The organism is Nodosilinea sp. LEGE 07088 (assembly GCF_015207395.1).
GTDB lineage: Bacteria > Cyanobacteriota > Cyanobacteriia > Phormidesmidales > Phormidesmidaceae > Nodosilinea.
Genome location: NZ_JADEWX010000005.1, coordinates 1 through 24767, shown reverse-complemented (window position 1 = coordinate 24767; position 24767 = coordinate 1). Strand labels below are relative to the sequence as shown.

Here is a 24767-nt window from a genome sequence, read left to right as displayed (position 1 = left end):
GGCTATTCAAAGCCACGACTGCCCCAGAGAGCTGGATCCACAGCGACCCCATGCACATACAGCCCCCAGTGAAGATGTGGCCCCGTCGACGCCCCGGTGTTGCCGACCGCCCCAATCACCTGCCCTGGTCGCACCCGATCGCCTTCATTCACATCAATGCGGCTGAGGTGAATCATGATACTCAACACGCCCTGGCCATGGTCGATGCCAATCGTATTGCCGTGGAGCTCAAACCCATCAGCGACCCGTCCCACCAGGCCGATCTGCCCAGCCGCTGGAGCCACGACTGGAGATCCTGTGGGCGCCGCAAAGTCGATACCCCGGTGATAGTAGTCCTGGGCAAACACGCCATTGTAGTAGCGGCGTACGCCATAGCCTGTACTGCGTCGGCCCTGGTTAGGCCGCACCATTGCGCCCTGCCACAACCGCTCAGGGCTAACGGTGGCCTTAAAGGCGGCGACCCGAGCAAACTCATGGTCAGTGCCCAAATTGCGACGATTAGGCGCTAGGGTAATGCGCTGGGTAGGGAAGTGGCGATTTTTTAGCCCCACAGCCAGGTTGCGCGTGGTTTCGGTGCCAATCACCCGAATCACCATGCGCCCAGGCGGATCGAGGGGGCTGGTGGGAATCAGGGCTCGAAACTGATTATTACCAAGCGGAAAGGCCGGATACTCAGTGGTGTCGTTGACGGTAACCTTGGGTGGGGTCGTCGTGTCGGCTATCTCCGGTAGCACAATGACAGAAATGGTATCTCCTAACTCAGGAGCTGAGGGGTCAATTACCACGTCATAGGCTCGCGCCGACCGCCCCAAGACCACCGTGATGGTGCCCATGGCAACAGCAGATAAAAGCGATCGGCGAGTGAACAGGGGGTTAGCTGGGGTGGGCTGCATAGGTCTTTGGGAGCTCGCTGACCTCTATACTAAGCGCTAGCTTTGGCCGCGGTATGCCCAGAGGGTGATCCCAGGGAATGCTGACTCACGGATTATTCTTCGTTGGCCTTGGCATCTTTCACCGCCGCGTAGAAGAAAATACCCACCAGCGGTACACAAAGCCCAAGAATTACCGTTGTCGGTAGCGTCCCCCAGTCAGGGCTACCCGACGACAGCTCAAAGATAGAGCCTACTGCCGCGATCGCAGCAATGCAGGAACCAGCCAATAACAGGCCACTCTTGGGGGTCACAGGGGTTTCTCCTAAATCATTGCGCGAGCCTAAAGCCCACCGGGGCAGCATAGCACGACGACTCTAGGCCTTCACTGGCTGCACATCTTTGGCGTAAAAGCCATTCTTTTGCAGTTCTTGGTTGAGGGCCAGAGCATTCTCGACCCGGTCAACAAACAGTACCCCGGTGAGGTGGTCCATTTCGTGGAGAATACAACGGGCCAGCAGCTCACTCGCCTGGAGTTTTTGGGGCCGCCCATTCTCATCTTTGTAGGCCACCTCGATGGCTGCCGGGCGAACCACATCGAGATAAACCCCAGGAATGCTCAAACATCCCTCTTGCCCCATGGCCAGATCCTTGGAGACTTTAATAACTTTGGGATTAATCAACGCCAGCGGCGGTGCCGCCGCATTTTCAGGGTCGATATCCACCACCAAAAGCTGTTTGTTGACGGCCACCTGGGGTGCTGCCAGGCCAATACCATCAGCGCTGTACATAGTTTGCAGCATTTCTCGCACCAGCGCCCGCATCTCATCGTCAACCTTGGCCACCCGCTTAGCTGGCTGACGCAGCGCGCGATCGCCCAGAGTATGGATTTCTAAGGGCGGCTGCTTAAGTTTGGTTTTCTCGACATAAATAGCGGCGGGCATAGCGATGAGTTCCAGTTTGACTTGGCGATAGATCTATAACTTATCCTAACAACGCAGACTCACTTCGACATAGCGGTTAATGCTGGCGTTAGTCCCCATCGGGCAAAATCGGCTTAGTGTCCACCGTCACATCGACGGCGGTGATGTCAATGGTGCCGTCTTCGGTGGCCCGCGCAAACCCTTCCGCCTGGGTCTGGAGCACGGTGCCACAGTTAAGGCAGCTAGTTGCGGCTCCTTTGATACCAGTTAGGCCTGCACCACAGACAGGGCACTGGCTCTGAACCAGATTGCGCTGTAGCCAAAACCTCAGGCCGATAAACCCCAGCACTGGAGCAGCCACCATCAGCACGACTAACACCACCAGCGACTTAACCAGCCAGCCCAGGCCCACGGCACCCAGGAGCCAGACTACTGCAATCAGGGTCAGCCAACAGCCTAGCCCAGGTATATTCACCCGCATTTGGTTGAAGTTATTTTGGTTCATAGGAGGTGCTCTCCACATTTTCCCCGGATAGATAGCCAGTCTCAGTCTTGGCCATCAGTAGGGCGACAGCCCTAGTCCAGCGCCCTGGCCAAAAGCTATCGCCTTAGCTCTGTATTGTAGCGCTGAGGTCTCCCCCTACTAAACTACCCCTCAAGCGCCCGTTGCAACTGCCCAGCCATGGCCTGAAAGTCAAAGGCGGCCAGGGTCTCCTGCCGCAGCCACGCTCCCTGACAGCGCGGGTCGTGCCCGGCCAGCATTGCCACACAGGCGGCGGCAACGGCCTCGGGGTCGCGGTGGGGTACTCGCCAGCCCAGTCGCCCATCCTGCAAAGGATCGGCAGATCCATCCCGATCCCCCGAGAGCACCGGCACACCACAGGCCAGGGCTTCTAGATAGACAATCCCAAAGCCCTCTTGGGAGGGCATCACGTAGGCGTCGGCCAGGCGATAGTGGGCCGCCAGGTCAGCAGTAGGCACAAACCCTGCAAATACAACGCGATCGCGCACCCCCAGCGCTTCCGCCAGGGCTTCTAGGCGGGGCTGGTCATCCCCTCGCCCAATCACCAGATACTTGACTTCGGGTACAACCGCCGCGATCGCAGGGAGTGCCCGCAGGGTAACATCCACACCCTTGTAGATATCCCCAGACCACAGCCTGGCCACCGTCATCAGCACTTTGCGACCCGCCAGACCGTAGGCATCAAGCAGCTGGGGGGCAGCAGGGCCAGGGCTGTAGATATCCCCATCTACCGCACAGGGAACCATTCGCACCCGGCCTGGGTCAAGCTGGTTAGCCGTGCAGGCACGATCGCGGCTATAGCGACTGTTGGCCCAAACCCAGTTAGCCCGGCGCAGGGCCTGCTGCTGCCGGAGGGGTAACGGATCCCACACCTCTTTGCCGTAGATCACCACAGCATAGGGAATTCGAAGCCAGCGACAGAGCGCCGCCACCAGAGGCAGCAATAGCACATGACCACAGATCACCTGACTCGGTCGCCGCCGCACCAGATAGGCCGCCAGGGCGACTCCGAGCCTGACTCGCCCCAGCGCCGCATTGGCAGTAGCCAGATAGTGAAACCGCAGCGATGACTGGGCATAGGGGTGATCGGCTATGGGCCCATCGCGCAGCAAAAACACATCGGCTGGAGCCGGATGTTGCTGCTGTAAATAGGCCCTCAGCACGTCTTTGATGTAGGACTGAATGCCCCCCTCACAGGAGAAAATCTCGAGAAACACAAACGCGATCGCCCCTTGGGTTGCCGGGGTAGTCGCTGCCGTCATACCGTCAATAATGATTTTAGAATCTGCATCTCCAGCAGCGCGCTGAGGTCGAAGGGAACCCATACCGTTAGTTGTTCTCAAGCAGCAACCTGCTTAGATTGCCCAAAAGCTTTCGCCCATTGCGGTAGCGACCCAACTCAACCCCTCGTCAATGGGCTCAAAGGGGGCAGGCTCAGATAGTTCACGTGCCGTACTTCACAATCGAGAGACAATTGCGACCGTCCTGGGCCCGATGGTAGGTCACCTTATCGGCCAAACGACGCAGCAAAAACCATCCATACCCGCTATCTAATAGCTCTCCCGGCTGAGGTTCCGGCAGCAGCTCAGGGTTAAACGGGGCACCGTGATCCCAAATCCGAATCTCTACTTGGTCACCATCCAGTGACAGATCAATATCGATGCCGGTTTCAGGCGGCAGGTGGGCGTGGGCATGGCGTACTGCGTTAGTAAACCCCTCGGTCAACGCCAGCGCCAAGCGATCGCAGTGACTCCCCACCCAAGCTGACTCACCCTCTAGGGAACAGCAGGCCTCTCGAAACCAACGCTGCACCTGAGCCACTACATCTAACCTGCTGACCACCTTCAAATGCTCTTTCCTGCTGTCAATCTCTGCCACGGCCCATTCCTTATCAACGCCAATCAAAATCAACGCCAACTAGAGACACCCTCGAATTAGCTTAGCGGAACAGCTGATCTCCGCTAAAAAACCTGCGCAAAACGATACAGTTTCGCGCAGGTCCTCTAAACTAATAAGCAAGTCCAGAATCGAAATTCTAAAACAAGCCCAGGGTCAGCGATTCTTGAATCGGCAAAGTGGCACCAATACCCAGCCATAGCGTTACCGCTGTACCGAACAAAAACATTGTGGTAGCAACAGGTCGACGGAAAGGATTCTGAAACTTATTGATATTCTCAATAAAGGGCACCAGCATCAGCCCGAGGGGAATAGCCGTCATCGCACCAATACCCAGCAGCTTGTTGGGCACAATGCGCAGAATCTGGAAGGTAGGGTACAGATACCACTCCGGCAAAATTTCTAGAGGGGTGGCAAAGGGATCCGCAGGCTCACCTACCAAGGCAGGGTCTAGCACCGCTAGGGCCACACAGCAGGCAATTGAGCCCAAAATCACCACGGGAAAGATGTAGAGCAAATCGTTGGGCCAAGCAGGCTCACCATAGTAGTTATGCCCCATGCCCTGCTTGAGCATTTCTCTCAACTTAGGATCGCTCAGATCCGGTTTCTTAATAGTCGCCATTGAAAAACTTCTCCTGTTACAGCCGATTGGGCCATGCCCAAAGTCTAAACCATAGAGCTAGAGCAATCGGTATAGCCCAAACCAAACGTCATGCCCAAAAACACAATTTCAGCAGAAACCCAGGCCTAGAGAGGGCCAGAGATACCCTGCTTACGAATCATCAAAAAGTGCAGCAGCATAAACACCGCGATCGCCCAGGGCAACACAAAGGTATGCAGACTGTAAAAGCGAGTCAGCGTAGCTTGGCCAACGGCCTCACCACCCCGCATCAGCTCTACCACCGTCGCTCCTACAACAGGAATAGCGCCGGGAACGCCAGACACAATCTTGACGGCCCAGTAACCGACCTGATCCCAGGGGAGGGAATAGCCGGTGACGCCAAAGGTAACGGTGATGACAGCCAAAACGACACCCGTCACCCAGGTCAGCTCACGGGGTTTCTTAAAACCACCCGTCAGATAAACCCGGAACACGTGGAGAATCATCATCAGCACCATCATGCTGGCCGACCAGCGGTGAATAGACCGAATCAGCCAGCCAAAGTTGACCTCGGTCATCAGGTATTGCACAGAACTAAATGCTTCGGTGACCGTGGGCTTGTAGTAAAAGGTCATGGCAAACCCAGTGGCGAACTGGATCAGGAAGCAGGTCAGGGTAATACCGCCCAGGCAATAAAAGATGTTGACGTGGGGCGGCACGTATTTGCTGGAAATATCGTCAGCCAGAGCCTGGATTTCCAGCCGCTCATTAAACCATTGGTAGGCCTTAGAGTCGGTAACTTGCTTGGTAAACATGAAGCGGGTAACTCTATATATCTATAATTGCCGTCAAAGAAAATGTAACATAGCCGTAATGGCAACGCTCATAGTCCTCTGAGTAGATTCTAAGCTTTTGCTGTCCCCTCACCTAACTCAAAGCCTGAAATCAAACTCAAAGGCTTATCTGACAGGCCATTTCTACTCTCTCCAAAAGACTATAGCCTCTTGCGCGAGTCGTAACATTTCGTTACACAACATGGTGGTCATTTTAATCTAAGGGTCTCGCGGTCAAAACTGGCACTATTCTAGATTCGGTCTTTAGGAAGATGCCTCCGGCTGCTACGACGGTTCATGTTCTAGGTGCCCGTGACGTCAAGGATTGCGCAGTAAACTAATTTAAAGTGCTCACCGCACTCCTGGGGCGATCGTGGATGCTTAGAACCAGGGCTCACCGCTGGGCTGAATTTAAGCATCCGGACTGTACTGGATCTGGACTGCACCAACCATGATTGCCGACTAACCTAGTGACCACGCCTTACACCTGTCGCCTGCTAACGTTTTAAGTGTTTATGATCAAACCCCTGTTCCGCTTCAGTATTCTTTGCCTGTGCCTAGTTGGGCTAGTCATAGGAGGAGTGTCGGCAGGGCCAGCGCTAGCACTAACAGCGGAGCAGAGCCTGGTGGCAGAAGTCTGGCGCATTGTTAACCGAGCCTATGTCGACGAGACCTTTAACCACCAAAACTGGTGGTTCACTCGTCAACGGGCTTTAGATCGGCCCCTACGCGATCGGGAAGACACCTACAGGGTGATTCAAGAGATGCTGTCAGGCCTCAATGACCCCTACACTCGGCTGTTGCCGCCTAGTCAATATCGCAGCCTGCAAACCAGTACCTCTGGCGAACTCACCGGAGTAGGGCTGCAGATTTCGAAGGATGAACAGCCTGGCTGGCTCCGGGTGATAGCGCCAATTGAGGGTTCTCCCGCTGAAGATGCGGGGGTTCAACCCCAAGATCTGGTACTGGCCATTGACGGGGTCGCGACAACCGAATTAACCCTAGATGAAGCCGCTGCCCGCATGCGGGGTAAACAGGGCACAACGGTCACGCTAGATATCAGTCACTCTGACAACGATCCCCCTCGTCAGGTATCTCTGACTCGCGATGTGATTACGCTTAACCCAGTCGTGGCAGCCCTAAAGACCACGACCGAGGGTCAGCGGGTGGGCTATCTGCGCTTGAGCCAGTTCAATGGCAACGCCGTTGAAAAACTGGCCGAGGCCATTGACGACTTGGCTAGTCGCGGGGCCCAGGGCTACCTCTTAGATTTGCGCAACAACCCCGGTGGCTTACTTCAAGCCGGGATCGAAATTGCTCGGCTGTGGCTGCCCAAGGGCACAATTGTTTACACTGTCAACCGTCAGGGCATTTTGGATAGTTTCGAGGCCTTTGGCCAGGCGATTACCGCTGCGCCGCTGGTGGTGTTGGTGAATGAGGGCACCGCCAGCGCCAGCGAGATTTTGGCGGGGGCCTTGCAAGACAACGGGCGCGCTACGCTGGTGGGCAGCACCACCTTTGGCAAGGGGCTGATTCAGTCGCTGTTTGACCTGTCAGATGGTTCTGGGCTGGCCGTTACGGTCGCCAAGTATGAAACCCCGGCCCACCACGACATCAACAAGCTGGGCATTCAACCCGATCGCCTGGTGGCTACCGTTCCTCTCACCCGTGACACCGTGGCCACTGACGCCGACCCCCAGTACCAGGCGGCTCTAGATCTGCTCAGTCAAGCCACCGTAGTAGCCAGCGCATCTTAAGATCAAGATCCTCACATAAACGCCGTGCATATCAAGGCCAGCCGCTCTTACCACGACCCCCTTCACGGCGCAATTACGCTCCATGCCAGCGATCCTGACGAGGCGTTGCTAACACAGCTAATCGATACGCCAGCGTTTCAGCGGCTGCGGCGGATTCGTCAACTCGGCCCCGCCAGCCTGACCTTTCACGGGGCCGAGAGCTCTCGTTTTACCCATTCGTTGGGGGTGATGGCGATCGCTCGCCGCGCGTTTGATCAGCTTCAGCGTCGCTACCCCGAACTGGCTCCCCATCGGGCCACGGTCTTGGTGGCTGCGTTGCTCCACGATATTGGCCATGGGCCCTTCAGCCACACTGCTGAGGAAGTCTTTGGCTTGCAGCACGAGCAATGGACTCGCCGCATCATCCAGGACTTGCCAGCAATTTACGATGCCCTAGAAAGTCGGGCCCGGGGTCTGGCCACCGCCGTCGATCAGGTCTATACCCACGAGCACCCCATTGCCTTAGTGTGGCAACTGGTGTCGAGCCAGCTCGACTGCGATCGCCTCGACTATCTGCTGCGCGACAGCTACTTTACTGGAGCCAGCTACGGCCAACTCGATCTCGATCGCATTCTGATGGCCCTGCGGTTTGAGCCCCACAGCGGTCGCCTGGTGGTGGCCCACAAAGGGCTGGCGGCCATTGAGCACTATCTGGTGGTGCGCCATTTTATGTATGCCCAGGTGTACAATCACGCCAAAAATATCTCTGTCACCTGGTTATTAGAGCGGGCTTTTGAGCGCGCCCGCTCAGACCTGCTCCTCGGCAAGCTCGAGGCCGATCCTACGGTCACCGCCTGGTTGCTGGCCCCAGACCGTCCTTTGTCGCTGGAGACCTACCTGGCGGGCGACGACATTATCTTTACCTACCATCTCCAGCGGTGGCGACACAGCCCTGACCCGCTACTGGCCGATCTGTGTCGTCGCTTCCTCGATCGCGATCTACTGAAGACCCTAGAAGTCACCCGGCTCACGCCAGACCTCCAGCAGGCGTTACTCACCACCGTTCAACACCATCTGGCTAGCCAGGGATATAGCAGTGAGCAGTACAGCGGCCTGCGGCGCACCTGGAGTCGAGGCTATACCACCTACAACCAGGGCATCGATCTACATATCGACAACGCCTTTGTGGATATTAAAGACCTGTCGCCACTGGTGCAGACCCTGAGCCAACCCTACGAGCGCACCTGGCTACTCTATCCCCGCGAAATTTACCCGTGGCTACAGCAGACCTGGGCCACCTATGGTGCTCAAGTGGAGCCCCAGCCCGGCTAAGTCTCGTTGTTTCTATGGTTAGCCAGCCCACCGCTACAGGAGCGGTTGCGTATCTCGACAGGTCTCTAGATTTAGCTGCTGGAGGCGATCGTAAGCCCGGTCAATGGTGCGCTGCCCCCGCAAAAATCCTGTACTGGCCCCAGGGCAAACATGGGCCAGGGTATCTACAGAAAACCGAGTTTTGAGCGCCGCTACCTGCTGAAGCTGACGCGGCCAGTGAAAGGTCTTAGACAGCCGTAGGGGTTCTAGATCGCCCGATTTGTTGGGCAGCAGGTGCCGCCCGGTAAAGAGCACTCCCCCATAGGCGCTGTAGTAGAGACAAGCCGACCCTGGCGAATGACCAGGGGTCCAAAAAGCTTCTAGGTGAGGGGCAAACCTAAAGTTATGGTGAAAGGTAGTTGTCGGGGTATCGGGCAGTAGGTAAGCTTCTTGCTCTTGAATCACGACCTCACAGCCCAACGCTTTCTGAATAGCGGCAGCCCGCCCTAGGGCTCCCCGGTGAGTAATAAATAGCGATCGCACGCCGCCCTGGGCGATCAGCCATTGGTGATTGTCCTCATCCCATCGCGGCGCATCAATCAGGAGGTTAGCGGCATCACCCTCTGGACTGTTGTTTACAATGAGATAAGCAGTTCCACCCTGGGTGTCGCGGTTGGGGGCAAACGCGTATACCGTGTCAAACACTGCTCGCGGTGCCTTAAAACCCGAAGACTGCACAGGTGGAACTGGGGCTGAAGTGGCGACCATAAGCTCAGTAAAAGGGTGAGAAACACCAGTGAAACGCCTATACTAACTGAACTGCGTCCCCGCTGCCCGAGTCATGTTCATAGAGGTTTGATCAGACTGCGTCTGCGCTGGCTTCGACCGTTGCAATCCAATGGCTATTTGATGGTGTTTTTCTGGCTTCTGGTTTTGGGTCTTTTGACCTATGTACTGCTCCAGCGCAGTGTCAGCCGCATTACGCGCACCCCCGTGTGGCTGCTATGGCTGGTCATGATGCTGCCGGCCATCATTCTGACGGGTTGGTTTGTGGTCAACGGCAGCGAAGCCTCTCCGCCCAATGCCCTGCTGCTGGGGCTGTTTATTGTGTGCCCAATTCTCTACTGGGTCTTGATTCAACGGGGTCGGATAGCGGTGCCCCAGACAACCAAAACCGAGGACAATAGTCCCGAACCGGCCCTGCCCGTCCCCGCCAAACCGGCCCTTCGCCCCATCGATAAAGATGAAGAAGCTATGCTCCAGGGCTGCTTCCCCTGGTCGGTGTACTTCCTGCAAAACATTGAATATCGCCCCCAGGCCATGATCTGCCGAGGTCAGCTGAGGGCCTCACCAACGGTCGCCTACGACACGGTAAAAGAAAATATTCGCCGCCATTTTGGCGATCGCTTTTTGGTGCTGTTTCAAGAGGGGGGGCAGGGTAAGCCCGTATTCGCGCTGGTGCCCAACCCCCAAAACCAGACCGACAGTGGTCAGGCTCACACCCTTACCCGTCCAGGGCTAGCCCTGGGGCTCTTGTTAGTCACCTTATTTACGACCACCGCCGTAGGCACCTACCTGGCAGGCGTGACTGAAGCTCAGCTCCAAGATGCACCTGGGCTAATTTTGCAGGGCTTACCCTACGCCGTATCCCTCTTGGTTATTTTGGGCTGCCATGAGATGGGTCACTATCTGATGGCACAACGCTACAACATGCGCGTGACACTGCCTTACTTTATTCCGGTGCCGTTTTTCCTCGGCACGCTGGGGGCCTTCATTCAAATGAAATCGCCGGTGCCCAACCGGCGGGCCCTGTTCGATGTCGGCATTGCCGGCCCCCTCTCGGGACTGGTGGTGGCAATCCCCTTGCTGCTGTGGGGGTTGACTCAATCAACCGTAGTCCCAATCCCAGAGGAAGGGTCTAGCTTACTCAACTTTGAAGCCCTAGACCCCAAGGCTTCGCTGATGTTGACCCTATTGTCGAAGTTAATACTGGGGTCAGCAGTGGCCGCCGATCAGGCGATTCATCTGCACCCGGTTGCGATCGCAGGTTGCCTGGGCCTAGTCGTCACGGCGCTCAACCTGATGCCCGTGGGTCAACTTGACGGTGGCCATATCGTCCACGCTATGTACGGTCAGCGAATCGGCAGCATTGTGGGCCAAGTAGCCCGACTGCTCGTCTTTGGTCTGGCCCTGGTGCATCCTGAACTCATGATTTGGGCCATTCTGCTCTTTTTCATTCCGGCCGCAGACCAACCCGCCCTCAATGACGTCAGCGAACTCGACGATCGCCGCGACTTTTTAGGCCTCTTGGCCTTGACACTGTTAGTTATGATTGTGCTGCCAGCACCGGGCATTCTCACTCGGCTGCTGTACTAGCCCCCAGGCCGGGATACTCCTTCTTCTAGTAATCGCCATGTCCCCAGACCTGACTCAATGGATTGCGGAGGTGCGTACCCTCCAACAGCAGTTGGCCAATACCCAGGCCGATCGCGACCAGGCCTACAATAGTGCTGCCAACTGGCGTCGCCTCTACGAAACCGAAGCCCGCCAGCGCCGCGAAGAAGCTGCTGAGTTTCAGGCCCAGGTTGAAGCATTCCAGCAGCAGCTCGCAGCCACCCCAAGCCGAGTCATTGAACAAGCTCTGGTGAACGCTGACTCGCTCCAGGGGTTGCAGCAGCAACTCGACGGACTCGTGCAGCGCTGTCAGGAGTTGACCCAGCGTCTTCAGGCCGAGCAGCAAGCCCATAACCAAACGCGCCAAACCCTAACCTCTGCCCTGGGCGATACCTTTGACGCCCTTACATAGACAGTGGCGCGGCTAGAGTCTAGCCGCGCCACTATTGGCCAAGTCATTAGCCCTGACCTCAGGAAATAAAGATATAGCGCAGTAAGAAGATGCTAGCCAAAATCCACATGCCGATGGTGGTTTCGCTGGTTTTACCCTGAAAGGCTTTGACCAAGGGGTAGGCGATCAGCCCCATGGCCAGACCTTCGGCGATCGAAAAGGCTAAGGGCATCATGATGATTGTAAGAAAGCCGGCGATCGCATCCGCCGGCTCATCCCAGTTGATCTGACTGGCCCCAGACATCATCAGCACCCCAACAATGATCAGCGCCGGAGCGGTGGCAAAGGTGGGAATGGCCTGAAGCAGGGGAATAAACAGCACCGACGCAAAGAATAACGCTGAGGCCACTAGAGCGGTAAAGCCACTGCGGCCCCCCTCTAAAATTCCTGAGGCCGACTCGATATAGGTCGTTACCGTTGAGGTGCCCAGCACTGATCCAGCAGTGGTTCCGACCGCATCGGCCATAAACGCTTTTTCGACCCCAGGAAATTTACCGTTTTCGTCAATATAGCCAGCCTTAGCGCCCAGGCCAGTGAGCGTGCCGATGGTGTCAAACAAGTCCACAAACAAAAACACAAAGATGATGCTAATCATCTCCCAAAAGTTGATGCGGAAGATCTCGCCTAGCCCTACAAAGGCCTGACCAAACAGATCGGTAGGAGGCTGGGGAATAGCCATAAAACCGCTGGGCCAGGGGGATACGCCAAAAACCCAGGCCAGTAGCGCGGTACCCAAAATGCCCCAGAGCAGAGCGCCGGTTACCCGACGGGAAAACAGAGCAGCAGTAATTGCCAAGCCCAGCAGCGCCATGGCGGGCTGGGGCGATCGCAGGTTGCCCAGCGTCGTAAAGGTCGCCTCCGACGCCACAATGATACCTGCCCCCTTGAGCGCAATGTAGGAAATGAATATGCCAATGCCTGCCGTGGTCGCATGCTTCACCGCATCGGGGATAGCCTCCACGATTTTGCTACGTACATTGGTCACCGTCATCAGGATGAAGATAATTCCTTCGATGAAGACGGCGGCCAGGGCAACTCGCCAGTCAATCCCCAGCCCCAGCACTACAGTGAAGGCAAAGTAAGCATTAATGCCCATGCCGGGGGCTAGCAAGAAAGGCAGTTTGGCGTAGAGGGCCATAATCAGCGTCGCCAGAGCCGCTGATAGCCCCGTAGCGACTACCAGTTCGCCAAACAAGTCGCCAGACTCATTGAGAAATATCGCATTCGACAAAATGCCTGGGTTAACAATGAGAATATAGGCCATCGTTACAAAAGAGGTAAACCCAGCTAACACCTCAGTGCGAAAGTCAGTATTCAGGGCTGAGAAATTAAAAAATTCCGCGATTTTATTCTCTGGCTCCGGGCTCAAGGGCGACTGGGGCAGATTTTCGGTGGGCTGAGTCACGTTAGCACTCCTTTTTCCACATATCAGTAACTGGCCAATGGGTACACCAAGGGCATTAGACTCTGCCTCAGTCCACGACATCTGTTAGCTGCAATCTGTTAGGAGCGATACAAATATGCTTTTTTGATGCACACTGTAACGTCCGGGGTTCGGGGGAAAGTTCCGCTGCAAAACTTAACTCATGGCTTTGTGACAAGCTACAGATTTTCTCCACATAGGCGAAGCATCCGTAGTTTAAAGAGATGAGAGCCCTGATCGGGCCGTGAATGAGCGCAAATTGGCAATTTTGCGCTGAAAAACTGTGGTCATAGAGGCTTAGCCCATGACTCCAAAAACAGCATCACAATAAAAAACAGTACGGAGAGGGTGGGATTCGAACCCACGGTCCTTGCGGACACCCGATTTCAAGTCGGGCGCATTCGACCACTCTGCCACCTCTCCTGGAGCAGCGACCTGTCAAGATAACCGGCCTATGCATCTGTTATATCACTCAGTTGTCCAGACATCGAACAGCTATTGAGTTGCCGATCAGGTTGGACGCAGGCAGTGTGCCAGACAATTCACAGGCACAAGGGTGAGTTAAGACATCAAATCTCTTCGTCACAATGTTTCACAATAATCACGCACTGCTTTGGAGCTACAGTGCCACCCCAGTTCAATCCCTTCGGGGTTTGTTGGTGGCCATGAGATGTCGGCCCTTTAATAGATATTATGAGCCAATCCATGTTCTCGACCTGGCCTGTTTCCCTCAGCGCCCCTAAAACCACAGTCAAGCCTGAACAATTGACCAGCACAGAACTGGTAGCCCTTTGTCAGCAACGGCTACGGCCCGAAAGATTGATCTTTGCTGAGCTGTTACACCGCTACCAAAGTCATGTTGATAAACTGCTCTACCACCTAGCTCCCGACTGGCCCGATCGCGCCGATCTAGCCCAGGAAGTTTGGATTCGGGTATATCGAAACATCCGTCGCCTCAACGACCCAGCTAAATTTAAGGGTTGGTTGGGTCGGATCACCACTAACCTCTTCTACGACGAGTTGCGGCGACGCAAGCGCAACCGCGCAACCCTATCTCTCGATGCCCCGCTCAATTTGGAAGATGGTTCCATCGAGTGGGATGTCCCCGCTAATGCGCCTGGCCCGGTGGATGCCATGATGACCCGAGAGTTTTATGACCAGCTGCACCGAGCGATTGCTGACTTGCCGGAGGTTTTTCGCACCACTATCGTGCTGCGCGAGATTCAGGGTCTATCCTACGAAGAGATCGCGGATATGACCGGGGTATCCTTGGGCACAGTCAAATCTCGCATTGCTCGGGCTCGACAACGGCTCCAGGCCGATCTCCAGCCTTATCTAGGGCATTGAGTCCTACGCCGCTGGCCCTTCTCAGTGGGTGGCGATGATGAGATAATCAGGGTGCTTCTTCCCCTTATAGCCACATAATCTTGGTTTTCCTTAGGCAAAAATTAATTTGGCCATATAAATTGCCCCCAGGGGATTACCGATTTGGGGAAGTTGGCATTATGATCAGTAGCGACAGCTAAAGCGCTTGATCTGTATTTATCCGATCGGGTCAGGTTATGTGGTTGCTCTGGTCGTTGTTTTGTTGCTCACTCAGGTGTTGTTTTTGGTATGACTACCTTTCCTTACACGCCTGGCCAGGTTCAGCGATTATCGTCTGGACAGGTCAATAAAAACGGCGAAGCGTTATCGCCCGCAACGTGTTGCGATCGCGAGCTAGATGTCACTAAGCGCGATCGCTTCGAACTCTTGAGTGCCTACCTAGATGGCGAGGTGACTCCTGATGAACGTCAGCAGGTTCTGTGCTGGTTGCAAAACAGCGACGATACTCGCTGCTTATACAACCGTTTGCTCAGCCTAAGACAGGGCATGCGCACTCAGTCTTGCCCTCCGGTTTGCGATGCGGAAGATACTTTGGTGGGCGTATTTCGATCGCTCAACCACCGCCTTAAGCTAGTGACCATGGCTGGTGCTGGGGTATTAGCCATAGGCGCTATCAATTTGCTCTCTGGCGGCACCGTGCCTAGCTACGGCGCGTGGCGCGTGGCCACGGTGGCACCGCCCGAAACCCTTCAAATTGCCCTCGATCAGCCCGCATTTCCCATTCCTGAAGCAGCGGCGGTTGTCGATACCGACCAGGCTCTAGAACAGGGCGTGTTACCGATCGATTCAGAGCTTTAGCTCGACTGGCTTAGCCAGAGGGTCTCAAGTTCAAGCAATCACATCAAAAGCCCACTACCTCCGTTCATACGGGCAGAGGCAGTGGGCTTTTGATGCTTGCCCGAGCTCAACCGGGCAACAAAATGGCTAAACCTTTTCTAGCTGGTCGAGACGCAGCCAGATATTTGGGGTAGGCACTTCCCCAAACTTAACCAGGGCGTAGTCATCGTTGGTCTCTAAAATCTCGCCTTGAGTCTCAAATAAATAGGGTGGAAACCGGGTATCACTGGCCGTTGCTTCTACGCTGTTTTCAAGCTTCTCACGTACGGCTCGCACCAAAGCGCCCCGTTTTAAAGTTGCTGCCATAAGATCTTTTCTCTATCAACCTTAGCCCTACTGTACACGAAATTTCTTGGGCGATCACCGCTCCTAGCGCTGACACCGGGGACAGTAGTGGGCAGAGCGTCCGGCCAGTTTGAGGCGCACAATGGGCATGGCACAGGCCCGACAGGGCAGGCCCTCGCGATCGTAGACCCAGGCAACTCCACCATAGTTGCCGTTAATGCCATAGATATCGCGGTAGTCGCTAAAGGTTGTACCCCCTGACTCAATGCTAGTGGTGAGCACGTCACCAATGGCACCGTGGAGTTTTTGTATGCGCTTGGGACCAATGCGATCGCAGCGGGTCAAGGGGCGTATACCACTGAGGAACAGCGCCTCATCGGCATAGATGTTGCCGATACCTGCCACTAACCTCTGATCGAGGAGAGCATTTTTGATCGGTCGGCGGCTCCGGCCTAACCGTTGGCGTAGATAAGCCACCGAGAAACTATCGTCAAAGGGTTCTGGCCCCAAACCCTTGAGCCCGGTCATGATCATATCTGGTTTCGTCCCCGGCGGTACCCACCAGAGACGGCCAAAGGTGCGCTGATCGACATAGCGCAGTTCGTGGTTATCGCTTAACCACAGCCGCACCCGGCAGTGGGACTGCACCGGGGTCTTAGGATCGAGCCACAACAACTGGCCAGTCATGCGCAGATGGACGCCCAAATAGCCGCCAGGGCTACCGTCAGGCTGGCTCAACTGTCCCAACAGGTATTTACCTCGACGACGCCAGGCGCTCAGCATAGACCCCGTTAGTCCGGCTAAAAATTCATAGTCATGGGCAGGGTGGGCGATCACACGAGCCAGCAGCACCTCCCCGCCCTCCAAACGATGACCGGGTGTTACCCGCTCTAGCCCTCGCCGCACAGTCTCAACTTCCGGTAGTTCTGGCAAAACGTTTTCCTGGGTTTAGTGCCCCCGTTACGGCGTATCCCTGCACTTATAGCAACCGGCCCCTATGGCCCCATACAAGAAGGCCTGCACCAAAGCACAGGCCTTAAAGAAACTGCTTGATATGCCCTTGCCAGATTATCTCAAGCTATAAACCACAAGCTTAGGCTTGCCGCCATACTTGAACCCCTGACAGCAGGTCGTGACCACCTACTTCTTAGCGGCCTTAGCTTTAGGAGCTTCGACCTCTTGCAGCTCAGATATCGCGAAGTTATTAGTGTTGATACCAGAGTAATTGACCTTGTCAAAGCGTACTACCGCAGGGTACTTGATACCGCTTTGGTCAATGGTGGCAACGGTGCCCACTTCACGGTACCAATAAGACTCCTGACGGAGGATACGAACCTTAGAACCACGTTGAACCATGAACAATGCCCTCTATGAAATTCACTTTTAATGGCAGCTTGCCCAGGCCAAACCCCAGCCCAGACTTATCGCAAAAGCCTACGGCCAGGCTTGGATAGGGGTTTATTCCATGTCCACCAGAGTACTACGAGACATTGAGTCTCATGGCGATAGGATATTTAAGTTTTATTGCACACCAGGAAACCAGCTCCATTCGCCGACACGTCATGCCGACGCGCTATCCTAGTCCCAGTTAGCACTTACCAAGTAACAGAGGGGTTATTCTCTGGTAATATATCTGTTCATATTTCTTAACGAAAGGGCAACGTAAGCCTACCCTTCCTGTAAAAAATCAAGCCCCCATGCTCACTAACGTTCAATCTCTCATCCACAACTCGGATGGTCGCTATGCCTCCGACCAAGAGCTAATGTTCTTTCAGACGTACCTATCGTCTGTCGGTACCCGTCTCCGGGCTTACCAAAAAATTCAGCGGGCTGAGCAACAAATCATCGCCCAGGTTATGGCCCAACTCAAGGCCCAGCGGCCCAGCACTTTTCAAGTTGGCGGGCAAGATCTAACCGCTAAGTGGCAGCGAGATACTGTACGCGTGCTCCGCTACAGCGCTACGGCCCTGTTACTCGACGATACTGAACGCTTTAAGGAAACGCTGCTCACGTGGTTTCAATCCATTATGCGAGCTTTTAAGACCCAGGAGAGTTGCCACCTCACCTATACCGCAATGCAAGCGGTCATGCCTAACCATCTCAATGCAGAAGAACTAAAATTGTATATACCTATACTAGAACTTTGCCGCGTCGTCCTGGGAGCGGCAACTTAATCGCCCTCCAGACGGTCGATCAAACCCGATCAATTGACTTGTCTAACTTGTCAAATGCGATAAAATTCCATAGAAGCGTATCGCCCGGAATACCCATGATGGTTTCTTGGGCCAGTTGTGTTGGGCAAGTAATTACTACGTTTTGTATCGCCTAGAGCTCAGGCTAGGCCAGCTAAAAGGCAGAGATCATAGCCTGTTGACAACCGTGACAAAATTGCTCACGCCTGCGATCGCAGCTAGGGCTGTTAATTTTGCTCTGCCCTGGGCACATTACAGCTATCACTGAAAACAGTCTTACAAGGCTCGTTCGACCATGGTTATGACCACAGAGACCGCCCACCGTCTGCACCAAAAATATCCCCATAAGCATAACCACTATGCCATGCGGGATTTCTTTCAATTCAATAGCGAATACGGCACCATTACCGACTGGAATGACACTCGCAATGTGCTCACCAGTGAAGACTTCATCATCGGCCTGCTGGAAGGGCTGCAAGAAGAAGTCGGCGATGCCTCTGCAGCCATCATGTACACGATTGGGCTGGAATGGGGCAAGTACGACTCCCTTACCTTTGAGACTTGGTTTGAGCGGGAGTTTGCCATGAGCCCTCGCCGGGCCAACCTGATGTTTTTGCTCGAAACCTGGTGGTGGCCCTACGTTTCTCAGGGCTGGGGCCGCTGGGAGGTAGATATGAGCGATCGCAAACAGGGCTTCATGTTCATTAACCTGTTTGACTCCGCCGTCGCCCGTACCCTAGGCGACGTCGGCAAGCCGGTATGTCACCTCTATGCCGGGCTGTTTGCAGGATTTTTCACCGAAATGGTGCGCAAGCAGCTGAGCTGTATTGAGATTCAGTGCTACTCCATGGGCGAGACCTACTGCAAGTTCTTGCTCGGGGGGCGCGAGCGGATTGATGCGGCTTCCTTCTGGATGAATGAAGGAGCCAACGCCCGCGATATCGAGAAGCGGCTGCGGGCTGGGGAAGGTGGAGAATGACCACATTCTCATCCCATGGGAATAGCGAGTCTCAGTCGGCTCAACCCTGGCTAAGAGAGACAGTGCAGGCATTCTTTGAAGCCGTTACTTGGGACGGACGGCTGGCAACCGCAGCGCCAGCGCTAGGGGATCTAGACCGAGCAGAGTCAACGATGACCATGACCGTCAACGACTTTTTCCAGACCATTGCCTGGGAGGGTCAGCCCCTCATTGGGGTACCGATTACCCCCCTAGCAGCGGCTCCAACCAGCAATGACGTCGATCTCGACTTGACCCTAGATGGGTTTTCTGACCTGTTTGGTTAGGTAGTTGGCCGCTATCTCAGCTATCTACTCATCGTCCCAAATACTCGGAGAATTTTGCCATGGCCTTTAAGCTTGACACCCTGTTTGATGCCCCCGATAAGAAGTATCTCAACGCTAGCGATCTCAGCATTTTGAGCCAGTACGTCAGTTCAATTCCTGAGCGTATGGCCGTATACCGGACGCTGCGGGACCAAGAAGTTGCCATCATGCAGCCTATTGCCGATGTCTTACAACAGCAGGGCGGTCATCCAGAACCGATGGTCGAGCGCAGCGTGCGCAACGGGCTGATGGTACTACGCTACGTTGCTATGGCCATGCTGCTCGACGACGACAGCTTTGTGGAAGAGCGACTCCAGGGTTGGCTACCAGAAATGATCAAGGCCTATGACACCCAGGCTATCGATCAACAACTGTTTCAGCTGTTAGAAAAGCAGTTGAGCAAGGTATTTTCGCCGGCCCAGCTTAATTTGCTCAAGCCCAGCCTGGAAAAGGCCCAAGGGCTGATGCTTAACACTCGCGAAACCGTAACCCCTACTCTGGCCGGGTTGTTTTAATTGATGACTTTCCCTGGGGCTTGCCCCCTACTCCGCTGGCGACCTGCAGCGGTCACTACTGCTATTTTTATCCTGTGAGGGACGTTACCCATGGTTTCTGTTGCCGATTTACTCACCGATGGCCGGCTGCCCAGCAACTACTTTGCCCAAGATCTCTACGTGCGGGGATTGACTGAAATGGGGCTGCTGGAAAATCGCCGGGGCGATCGCCTGCTGGCTATTCCAGATCCGCTGCTGCAGGCTATTTATTCTGGTTTAGAAAAAGAGACTGGCCAAGCCTCACACATGGTGCTTTACAACTGTGGCCGTTGGTGGGGCAAAAATTTCTATGCTCGCTTCTGCGAAGAATTAGCAGACTATTACAAACAGCCCATGGCTAGTCTGGCGATGGCCGAGTTTTTGCAGTCGCTACAACAGTGCTGGAAAACCCACGGCTGGGGACAGATTCATCTCGATATTACCTATCGCGATCGCGGCTTTTTGGGGGTCGAGATTTGGCATTCACCGTTTACAGCCGCAGCTCCCCAGGCCCAAAAGCCTTCGGGAGACCTCGAACGCGGCATTCTTGAAATCTTCTTTACCCAGCTGACCGGACGCGAACTCAGCTGCATTCAAACGAGCTGTACGGCTAAAGGTGACGACTGTAATCGCTTTGTGCTGGGGCTAGAAAAGCGCCTTCAATCGGTCGAAACCATGGTCGCCAATGGTCAGGCTCATCAGGCCATTATGCAAACCCTCATGCAACAGGGGTAATCAAACGGTGGCCCTCACCCAGCAAATTCGACGTTCGCGATACTATACCCTAGGCTTTGTAGGGCACGGGCAGTTTGGCCGCGTCTATTGCGCTATTCATCGCAGAACTGGGGAACTGGTCGCCATTAAAGACCTGAATAAAGATCGCTTTCCCACCCATAAGTTTTTGCGGGAGCTGCGGTTTTTAATTAGCCTAGAGCACCCCAGCATTGTCACCTGCCATGCCCTAGAGCACTCTACTAGCGGCAGGCAGCTCGTGCTCGATTACTGCGAGGGGGGCACGCTGCGATCGCTGCTTGAAAGCGATACCCCCCTAACTGTGCAGGAAGTATTGGGATTCATCCTCGATATTCTAGCGGCCCTAGATTGTGCCCATCGCCAAGGCATTGTGCACTGCGACATCAAGCCCGAAAACATTCTCATGGAGCTGACCCCTGGTGGCTGGGTAGCCCGCGTCTCTGATTTGGGCATCGCCCGTCTCAGTCAAGAGGCCAAACAGGCAGACATGGGCCACACTGGCTCCCCCGCTTACATGGCCCCGGAGCGGTTCTATAATCAACACCCCCCGGCCGCAGACCTTTATGCCGTAGGCGTTATTCTGTACGAATTGCTGCTGGGGCAGCGCCCCTTCTCAGGCACGCCCATGGAGCTGATGGTGGCTCACCTAAACCGCTCGCCGGTTATGCCCAACCAACTCCCCGAACCCTTCAACCAGGTTATTCGCAAGGCTCTACAAAAGCTGCTGCCCAAGCGCTACGATAGCGCCCAGGCCATGCGAACCGATCTCATGGCCGTATATCAGACCTATCAGGCCCAGGGCCATCTTGCTGAGCCGGTCTACCCAAAAGTGTTGCCCGATATCGACCTGGCCTCTGATTTATCCTTTGTGTGCTTGCCTCACCCCACGACAGCCCTGGGGTTAGTGCCGATGCCCCAGGGGCACCTACTGGTTACCTGTAACCAACAGCAGGTGTGGTTTTATCACTGGCCAGAGGAAGGGATGGTAGCCGCCCCCATCAATAGCCAAGGGTTCACGCTTCCCTATGCGGTGCACAATTTTTTGTCGATCCCCCAGGGGGGATTACTGGTCACTGAGCAGTCATTGCATCTGCTGTCAATGACTCACGGGCTGGGCTGTATTGCCCAAGGTGTGAATCCAAATGGCACAGCCATTGCCCCCAATGGGCGCTGGTTTGCCACCGTCAATGAACAGACTAGCCAGGCGCTAGACCTGTCTATATACCAGCTGACTACCCCCCGTGACGAAGGGGTCAAAATATCGGCACCATTAACCGTGACGATGCCGACCGAGCCAGGCGACCAACTGATCACGCTGCTCGCTGTCGATAATGGCCACAGTGTAGTCGTCGTGCGCCGGGGCAATCGGACTCTGTTTCACGGTGTGACCCGCCGGGGCAATTACTTAGGGACCATCTCAGCTTCGGTGCCGCTCTATAGCCTAACACCGGCTCAACGTCCTTATCGTTATCTAGCGCTGGAGGAAAACTGCCCTAATGCCGTACTGATCGTTGATTTGCGACCTTTTAGAATGCTTCGGCATCGGGTAGATATTACCCCTTGTTGGCTGTTTGAAACGGCGGTGGGTTACGGGCTACTCAGCCCAACGGGAGAATTTTCACTGATCAACTATGACGGCCAGATTATCAACCGCATCGCCAATCTGCCCCACCCTCAGGCTATGGTACAACAGTCGCCTACCCGGTATCTGTGGAGCGTTAACCAAGGCACAAACAGCCGTATCTATACAGTGGAGTTGACCAACCTGGCCACTGACATTGTGGTGTAACCCAGCTGAGTTTAACCCCCTGAAGATAGCCTCTGGTTTTAAGAGACCAGATCACAAGCAAGATTACTCTAACCGTTAGGGCCACTGCTATAAGGACTAAGTCAATGCTCGAATTTATGACTCTGCCCGATAATGTGCTGCCGCCGGTAGCCCCCTACTCCCATGCCGTGCGGGCGGGGGATTTTTTGTTTGTCACCGGGCAGCTGGCCGAAGACCCAGCCACCGGCAAAGTCGTCAAAGGCCCCATTGATGAGCAAACTAAACGGGTTATGGAGAACCTGGCCCTGGTGCTCAAACACGCTGGCAGTGGCTTTAATAAAGTCGTGATGGCTCGCATTTTTGTCACTGACTTTCGCTACTACGACACGGTAAACACCATCTACCAGGCGTATTTCGGCAATGCCCCTCAGCCCAGCCGCACGACTGTCGGCGTTACGGCTTTAGCCGGTTATGGGGATGTGGAAATTGATTTGATTGCCTACTGCGGCGAGTAATACTATAGCCATAGGCACAAGACCTAATCCGGAAATACCCTGTATCGAGGTGGGTAAGGCAGAATCCATCTGAATTGCCCAATGTTTGGTTTTGCTAGCGCGCCACCCAACCGACACCTCGTACTCAGGAAAATTGTGGCAACAACACCTATCCCTCGGACTCCTCCCAAAGGGCATAGGCCCAGGGATCCTACCCCTGGGTCTTGTTGTATTTCCCGAAAATCGGCTAGCCGCGCAGCTTCTCAGACCAAACGCGGGTGGGCAGACCCCACACGTAGATAAAGCCCTCGGCAGCCTTATGGTCAAAGGCATCGTCGGAGCTGTAGGTGGCCAGGGCATCGCTGTAGAGGGCCAGGTCAGACTGGCGGCCCACCACTCGGTTGGTGCCCTTAAACAGCTTTACCCGCACGGTGCCGCTGACCCGCTCCTGGGTCTGCTGAATGAAGGCATCGAGGGCCAGCTTGAGGGGGCTGTACCAGAGGCCGTTGTAGACCAGACGGCTGTAGGTTTCTTCGATGCCGCGCTTGTACTGGGTGACATCTGCCGTCAGGGTGAGGCTCTCCAGGTCGCGGTGGGCGTCGATCAGCACCAGCAGGGCTGGGGCTTCGTAGATTTCGCGCGATTTGATGCCCACCAGGCGGTTTTCGATCATGTCGATGCGGCCCACGCCGTGGCGACCGGCGATCGCATTTAGCTGGGTAATCAGCGCTACCGGGCCGAGGGTCTCGCCGTTGAGGCTGGTGGGCAGGCCCTTGGTAAAGCCAATGTCGATGTATTCGGGCTCGTTGGGGGTGTTTTCGATGCCCTCGGTCATCAAGAACACTTCTTCTAGGGGCTCGCTCATGGGGTCTTCCAGCGGGCCAGCCTCAATGCTGCGGCCCAGCAGGTTGCGATCGATGGAGTAGGGGCTAGACTTCTTCACCTGAAAGGTGAGACCCTGCTTTTCACCGTAGGCTATGGCTTCTTCACGGCCCATGCCCCACTCGCGGGCGGGGGCCAGCACCTTGAGGCTGGGATTGAGGGCGGCGATCGCCACGTCAAAGCGCACCTGATCGTTGCCCTTGCCGGTGCAGCCGTGAGCCACCGCATCGGCTCCGTAGCGATCGGCGGCCTCGACTAAAGCCTTAGCAATCAGCGGGCGGGCCAGGGCCGTAGACAGCGGGTAGCGGTTTTCGTAGAGGGCGTTGGCCTGAATGGCCGGAAAAGCATAGTCGGTAATAAATTCTGCAGTCAGGTCGGCCACCAGAGACTCGGCCACCCCGGCATTCAGCGCCTTGAGGCGAATTGGCTCTAGCTCGTCGCCCTGGCCCAGGTCTACTGCCAGGGTAATCACTTCTTTTACGCCCCATTCGTTCATCAGGTAGGGGATACACACGGTGGTATCGACGCCACCGGAATAGGCTAAGACAACTTTTTCTGCGCGACCCATGGGCAACTTCCTGCTTTCCGCTAAGGGGGTTAGTCAACACTCGTCCTGGCAGGACGACCCGCCAAACTTACCACAGCCCACTTCTTTTGTAGGTATCGTGAGGCTCTGGCAATCTGGCCAAGGATATATTATCGGCTGTTGTCTGCCCGATACCACCGCGATTTAGCAAGATCTGATGACATAGAGATTGAGTTATGGCAGCAGCGATCGCTGGAAGGTTTTAACGGCATCAACATGGCTCGCCGTATTGAAGCAGCGCAACAACAGCCACTGTAGGATGCGTTAGCGGCAGCGTAACGCATCAACTTTTCCAATACTCATGCTGCATGGATTACGCTTCGCTAATCCATCCTACGGAGTGCTAGGGGGTGCCGCCTGTGGGGATATCGGCAACGGGTATTGTGCCCCAGTTTTGGCTATAGGTGCCTTTTGCTACATGGCGATGAAAGCTAGAAAAAGGCCAATCGCTAGGTTTGCTACATAGACCGTGCTTAACCGGATTGTAGTGGATGTAATCGCAGTGGTGCGCGTAATCTGCCTCATTGCGAATAGTGTGTTCCCAAAAGCGACGTTGCCATAGGTTGCCCTCCCTGCGCTGTTCCCGTGTGGAGTTAACACTGGCGTTAAGTAGGCAGTTGAGATTAAATGTAAGATAGCAGGGTAGCCAGAGTGCCCTCAAATGCCCGCCCCATTACGCATCATTTTGACCGAGGAAGAAGACCGCACGTTAAGTGAACTTCGGGAGGCTCAGACAGTTCCCTATCGGACGCGTGACCGAGCGCATAT

The 24767-nt window shown here is 55.2% G+C and carries 27 protein-coding genes and 1 tRNA gene; 13 read left to right on the top strand and 15 right to left on the bottom strand.

What is annotated here, in order from left to right; all coding sequences use genetic code 11:
• Positions 1-2: 2 nt before the first annotated feature.
• From IQ254_RS02610 to petB, 8 genes are all read right to left on the bottom strand, one after another.
• A complete protein-coding gene (locus tag IQ254_RS02610) occupies positions 3-893 on the bottom strand; it encodes a M23 family metallopeptidase (protein WP_193964056.1) in 891 nt (296 codons plus the stop codon).
• A gap of 92 nt (positions 894-985) precedes the next feature.
• Positions 986-1183 (bottom strand): hypothetical protein, encoded by a 198-nt coding sequence (locus IQ254_RS02605; protein ID WP_313887348.1) that lies wholly within the window; start codon positions 1181-1183, stop codon positions 986-988.
• Between the two features lie 63 nt (positions 1184-1246).
• The gene (gene def / locus IQ254_RS02600) at positions 1247-1813 is read right to left on the bottom strand and encodes a peptide deformylase (protein WP_193964053.1); all 567 of its coding nucleotides are present in this window, start codon (positions 1811-1813) and stop codon (positions 1247-1249) included.
• A gap of 88 nt (positions 1814-1901) precedes the next feature.
• A complete protein-coding gene (locus IQ254_RS02595) occupies positions 1902-2297 on the bottom strand; it encodes a hypothetical protein (RefSeq protein ID WP_193964052.1) in 396 nt (131 codons plus the stop codon).
• A gap of 143 nt (positions 2298-2440) precedes the next feature.
• Positions 2441-3577, bottom strand: a complete 1137-nt coding sequence (locus IQ254_RS02590; protein WP_193964185.1) for a glycosyltransferase family 4 protein — start codon at positions 3575-3577, stop codon at positions 2441-2443.
• A 181-nt stretch (positions 3578-3758) separates the two neighbouring features.
• The gene (locus tag IQ254_RS02585) at positions 3759-4193 is read right to left on the bottom strand and encodes an anti-sigma regulatory factor (protein ID WP_313887347.1); all 435 of its coding nucleotides are present in this window, start codon (positions 4191-4193) and stop codon (positions 3759-3761) included.
• 157 nt (positions 4194-4350) lie between these two features.
• Positions 4351-4833 carry a cytochrome b6-f complex subunit IV gene (petD, locus tag IQ254_RS02580; RefSeq protein ID WP_193964051.1) on the bottom strand — a complete coding sequence of 161 codons (483 nt, stop codon included), beginning with the start codon at positions 4831-4833 and terminating at the stop codon, positions 4351-4353.
• Between the two features lie 125 nt (positions 4834-4958).
• Positions 4959-5627 (bottom strand): cytochrome b6, encoded by a 669-nt coding sequence (gene petB, locus IQ254_RS02575; protein ID WP_193964050.1) that lies wholly within the window; start codon positions 5625-5627, stop codon positions 4959-4961.
• 533 nt (positions 5628-6160) lie between these two features.
• Between petB and ctpA the strand changes: the two genes are divergently transcribed.
• Together ctpA and IQ254_RS02565 are read left to right on the top strand one after the other, a co-directional pair.
• A complete protein-coding gene (gene ctpA / locus IQ254_RS02570; RefSeq protein WP_193964049.1) occupies positions 6161-7402 on the top strand; it encodes a carboxyl-terminal processing protease CtpA in 1242 nt (413 codons plus the stop codon).
• A 24-nt stretch (positions 7403-7426) separates the two neighbouring features.
• A complete protein-coding gene (locus IQ254_RS02565) occupies positions 7427-8713 on the top strand; it encodes an HD domain-containing protein (protein WP_193964048.1) in 1287 nt (428 codons plus the stop codon).
• A gap of 33 nt (positions 8714-8746) precedes the next feature.
• Here IQ254_RS02565 and IQ254_RS02560 read toward each other — a convergent pair whose 3' ends face one another.
• Positions 8747-9460: an MBL fold metallo-hydrolase gene (locus IQ254_RS02560; protein WP_193964047.1), complete on the bottom strand. Its 714-nt coding sequence runs from the start codon at positions 9458-9460 to the stop codon at positions 8747-8749.
• A gap of 141 nt (positions 9461-9601) precedes the next feature.
• Between IQ254_RS02560 and IQ254_RS02555 the strand changes: the two genes are divergently transcribed.
• Both IQ254_RS02555 and IQ254_RS02550 read left to right on the top strand, forming a co-directional pair.
• On the top strand, positions 9602-11068 hold the full coding sequence (locus IQ254_RS02555) for a site-2 protease family protein (protein ID WP_193964045.1): 1467 nt from the start codon (positions 9602-9604) through the stop codon (positions 11066-11068).
• 37 nt (positions 11069-11105) lie between these two features.
• Positions 11106-11498 (top strand): hypothetical protein, encoded by a 393-nt coding sequence (locus IQ254_RS02550; protein WP_193964043.1) that lies wholly within the window; start codon positions 11106-11108, stop codon positions 11496-11498.
• 58 nt (positions 11499-11556) lie between these two features.
• On the opposite strand, the gene IQ254_RS02545 is transcribed toward IQ254_RS02550, so the two are convergent.
• Both IQ254_RS02545 and IQ254_RS02540 read right to left on the bottom strand, forming a co-directional pair.
• Entirely contained in the window at positions 11557-12942 is a 1386-nt protein-coding gene (locus IQ254_RS02545) for an NCS2 family permease (protein ID WP_313887343.1), read from the bottom strand.
• A 358-nt stretch (positions 12943-13300) separates the two neighbouring features.
• Positions 13301-13383 (bottom strand) — tRNA-Ser (locus tag IQ254_RS02540).
• A gap of 270 nt (positions 13384-13653) precedes the next feature.
• On the opposite strand from IQ254_RS02540, the gene IQ254_RS02535 reads away from it, so the two are divergent.
• Both IQ254_RS02535 and IQ254_RS02530 read left to right on the top strand, forming a co-directional pair.
• Positions 13654-14307 (top strand): sigma-70 family RNA polymerase sigma factor, encoded by a 654-nt coding sequence (locus IQ254_RS02535; RefSeq protein WP_193964039.1) that lies wholly within the window; start codon positions 13654-13656, stop codon positions 14305-14307.
• 267 nt (positions 14308-14574) lie between these two features.
• Positions 14575-15144, top strand: coding sequence for an anti-sigma factor (locus tag IQ254_RS02530; RefSeq protein WP_193964037.1), 570 nt, complete (start codon positions 14575-14577; stop codon positions 15142-15144).
• A 126-nt stretch (positions 15145-15270) separates the two neighbouring features.
• Here IQ254_RS02530 and IQ254_RS02525 read toward each other — a convergent pair whose 3' ends face one another.
• The 3 genes from IQ254_RS02525 to IQ254_RS02515 form a co-directional block, all read right to left on the bottom strand.
• Positions 15271-15489, bottom strand: coding sequence for an NAD(P)H-quinone oxidoreductase subunit O (locus tag IQ254_RS02525; protein WP_193964035.1), 219 nt, complete (start codon positions 15487-15489; stop codon positions 15271-15273).
• A 63-nt stretch (positions 15490-15552) separates the two neighbouring features.
• Entirely contained in the window at positions 15553-16401 is an 849-nt protein-coding gene (locus tag IQ254_RS02520) for a DNA-formamidopyrimidine glycosylase (RefSeq protein WP_193964033.1), read from the bottom strand.
• Positions 16402-16608: 207 nt separating this feature from the next.
• Positions 16609-16824 (bottom strand): photosystem I reaction center subunit IV, encoded by a 216-nt coding sequence (locus IQ254_RS02515; RefSeq protein WP_193964031.1) that lies wholly within the window; start codon positions 16822-16824, stop codon positions 16609-16611.
• A gap of 341 nt (positions 16825-17165) precedes the next feature.
• Here IQ254_RS02515 and IQ254_RS02510 point away from each other — a divergent pair, with 341 nt between their 5' ends.
• The 7 genes from IQ254_RS02510 to IQ254_RS02480 all read left to right on the top strand — a co-directional run bounded on the left by IQ254_RS02510 (position 17166) and on the right by IQ254_RS02480 (position 22552).
• Positions 17166-17642 carry a phycobilisome protein gene (locus IQ254_RS02510; protein WP_193964029.1) on the top strand — a complete coding sequence of 159 codons (477 nt, stop codon included), beginning with the start codon at positions 17166-17168 and terminating at the stop codon, positions 17640-17642.
• 313 nt (positions 17643-17955) lie between these two features.
• A complete protein-coding gene (locus IQ254_RS02505) occupies positions 17956-18639 on the top strand; it encodes a V4R domain-containing protein (RefSeq protein ID WP_193964027.1) in 684 nt (227 codons plus the stop codon).
• On the top strand, positions 18636-18944 hold the full coding sequence (locus IQ254_RS02500) for a hypothetical protein (protein ID WP_193964025.1): 309 nt from the start codon (positions 18636-18638) through the stop codon (positions 18942-18944). Before IQ254_RS02505 ends, IQ254_RS02500 begins: the two co-directional genes overlap by 4 nt.
• A gap of 59 nt (positions 18945-19003) precedes the next feature.
• Positions 19004-19498, top strand: a complete 495-nt coding sequence (locus IQ254_RS02495; RefSeq protein WP_193964023.1) for a hypothetical protein — start codon at positions 19004-19006, stop codon at positions 19496-19498.
• Between the two features lie 90 nt (positions 19499-19588).
• Complete coding sequence (locus IQ254_RS02490) at positions 19589-20251, top strand: V4R domain-containing protein (RefSeq protein ID WP_193964021.1); 663 nt, start codon at positions 19589-19591, stop codon at positions 20249-20251.
• A gap of 7 nt (positions 20252-20258) precedes the next feature.
• Entirely contained in the window at positions 20259-22058 is a 1800-nt protein-coding gene (locus tag IQ254_RS02485; protein WP_193964019.1) for a serine/threonine-protein kinase, read from the top strand.
• Positions 22059-22162: 104 nt separating this feature from the next.
• On the top strand, positions 22163-22552 hold the full coding sequence (locus IQ254_RS02480; RefSeq protein ID WP_193964017.1) for a RidA family protein: 390 nt from the start codon (positions 22163-22165) through the stop codon (positions 22550-22552).
• Between the two features lie 226 nt (positions 22553-22778).
• Here the strand turns inward: IQ254_RS02480 and IQ254_RS02475 are convergent, their stop codons facing one another.
• A complete protein-coding gene (locus tag IQ254_RS02475) occupies positions 22779-23981 on the bottom strand; it encodes an argininosuccinate synthase (protein WP_193964015.1) in 1203 nt (400 codons plus the stop codon).
• Between the last annotated feature and the right edge of the window lie 786 nt (positions 23982-24767).

What these genes read in the sequence shown, in the direction of transcription:
- IQ254_RS02495 (WP_193964023.1), top strand. Translation starts at nt 19,004, where the DNA reads ATGGCCTTTAAGCTTGACACCCTGTTTGATGCCCCCGATAAGAAGTAT.
- IQ254_RS02515 (WP_193964031.1), bottom strand. Translation starts at nt 16,824, where the DNA reads ATGGTTCAACGTGGTTCTAAGGTTCGTATCCTCCGTCAGGAGTCTTAT.
- IQ254_RS02555 (WP_193964045.1), top strand. Translation starts at nt 9,602, where the DNA reads ATGGTGTTTTTCTGGCTTCTGGTTTTGGGTCTTTTGACCTATGTACTG.
- IQ254_RS02560 (WP_193964047.1), bottom strand. Translation starts at nt 9,460, where the DNA reads ATGGTCGCCACTTCAGCCCCAGTTCCACCTGTGCAGTCTTCGGGTTTT.
- IQ254_RS02610 (WP_193964056.1), bottom strand. Translation starts at nt 893, where the DNA reads ATGCAGCCCACCCCAGCTAACCCCCTGTTCACTCGCCGATCGCTTTTA.
- IQ254_RS02505 (WP_193964027.1), top strand. Translation starts at nt 17,956, where the DNA reads ATGGTTATGACCACAGAGACCGCCCACCGTCTGCACCAAAAATATCCC.
- ctpA (WP_193964049.1), top strand. Translation starts at nt 6,161, where the DNA reads ATGATCAAACCCCTGTTCCGCTTCAGTATTCTTTGCCTGTGCCTAGTT.
- IQ254_RS02590 (WP_193964185.1), bottom strand. Translation starts at nt 3,577, where the DNA reads ATGACGGCAGCGACTACCCCGGCAACCCAAGGGGCGATCGCGTTTGTG.
- IQ254_RS02510 (WP_193964029.1), top strand. Translation starts at nt 17,166, where the DNA reads ATGCTCACTAACGTTCAATCTCTCATCCACAACTCGGATGGTCGCTAT.
- petB (WP_193964050.1), bottom strand. Translation starts at nt 5,627, where the DNA reads ATGTTTACCAAGCAAGTTACCGACTCTAAGGCCTACCAATGGTTTAAT.
- IQ254_RS02535 (WP_193964039.1), top strand. Translation starts at nt 13,654, where the DNA reads ATGAGCCAATCCATGTTCTCGACCTGGCCTGTTTCCCTCAGCGCCCCT.
- petD (WP_193964051.1), bottom strand. Translation starts at nt 4,833, where the DNA reads ATGGCGACTATTAAGAAACCGGATCTGAGCGATCCTAAGTTGAGAGAA.
- IQ254_RS02530 (WP_193964037.1), top strand. Translation starts at nt 14,575, where the DNA reads ATGACTACCTTTCCTTACACGCCTGGCCAGGTTCAGCGATTATCGTCT.
- IQ254_RS02550 (WP_193964043.1), top strand. Translation starts at nt 11,106, where the DNA reads ATGTCCCCAGACCTGACTCAATGGATTGCGGAGGTGCGTACCCTCCAA.
- def (WP_193964053.1), bottom strand. Translation starts at nt 1,813, where the DNA reads ATGCCCGCCGCTATTTATGTCGAGAAAACCAAACTTAAGCAGCCGCCC.
- IQ254_RS02480 (WP_193964017.1), top strand. Translation starts at nt 22,163, where the DNA reads ATGCTCGAATTTATGACTCTGCCCGATAATGTGCTGCCGCCGGTAGCC.
- IQ254_RS02490 (WP_193964021.1), top strand. Translation starts at nt 19,589, where the DNA reads ATGGTTTCTGTTGCCGATTTACTCACCGATGGCCGGCTGCCCAGCAAC.
- IQ254_RS02525 (WP_193964035.1), bottom strand. Translation starts at nt 15,489, where the DNA reads ATGGCAGCAACTTTAAAACGGGGCGCTTTGGTGCGAGCCGTACGTGAG.
- IQ254_RS02475 (WP_193964015.1), bottom strand. Translation starts at nt 23,981, where the DNA reads ATGGGTCGCGCAGAAAAAGTTGTCTTAGCCTATTCCGGTGGCGTCGAT.
- IQ254_RS02500 (WP_193964025.1), top strand. Translation starts at nt 18,636, where the DNA reads ATGACCACATTCTCATCCCATGGGAATAGCGAGTCTCAGTCGGCTCAA.
- IQ254_RS02595 (WP_193964052.1), bottom strand. Translation starts at nt 2,297, where the DNA reads ATGAACCAAAATAACTTCAACCAAATGCGGGTGAATATACCTGGGCTA.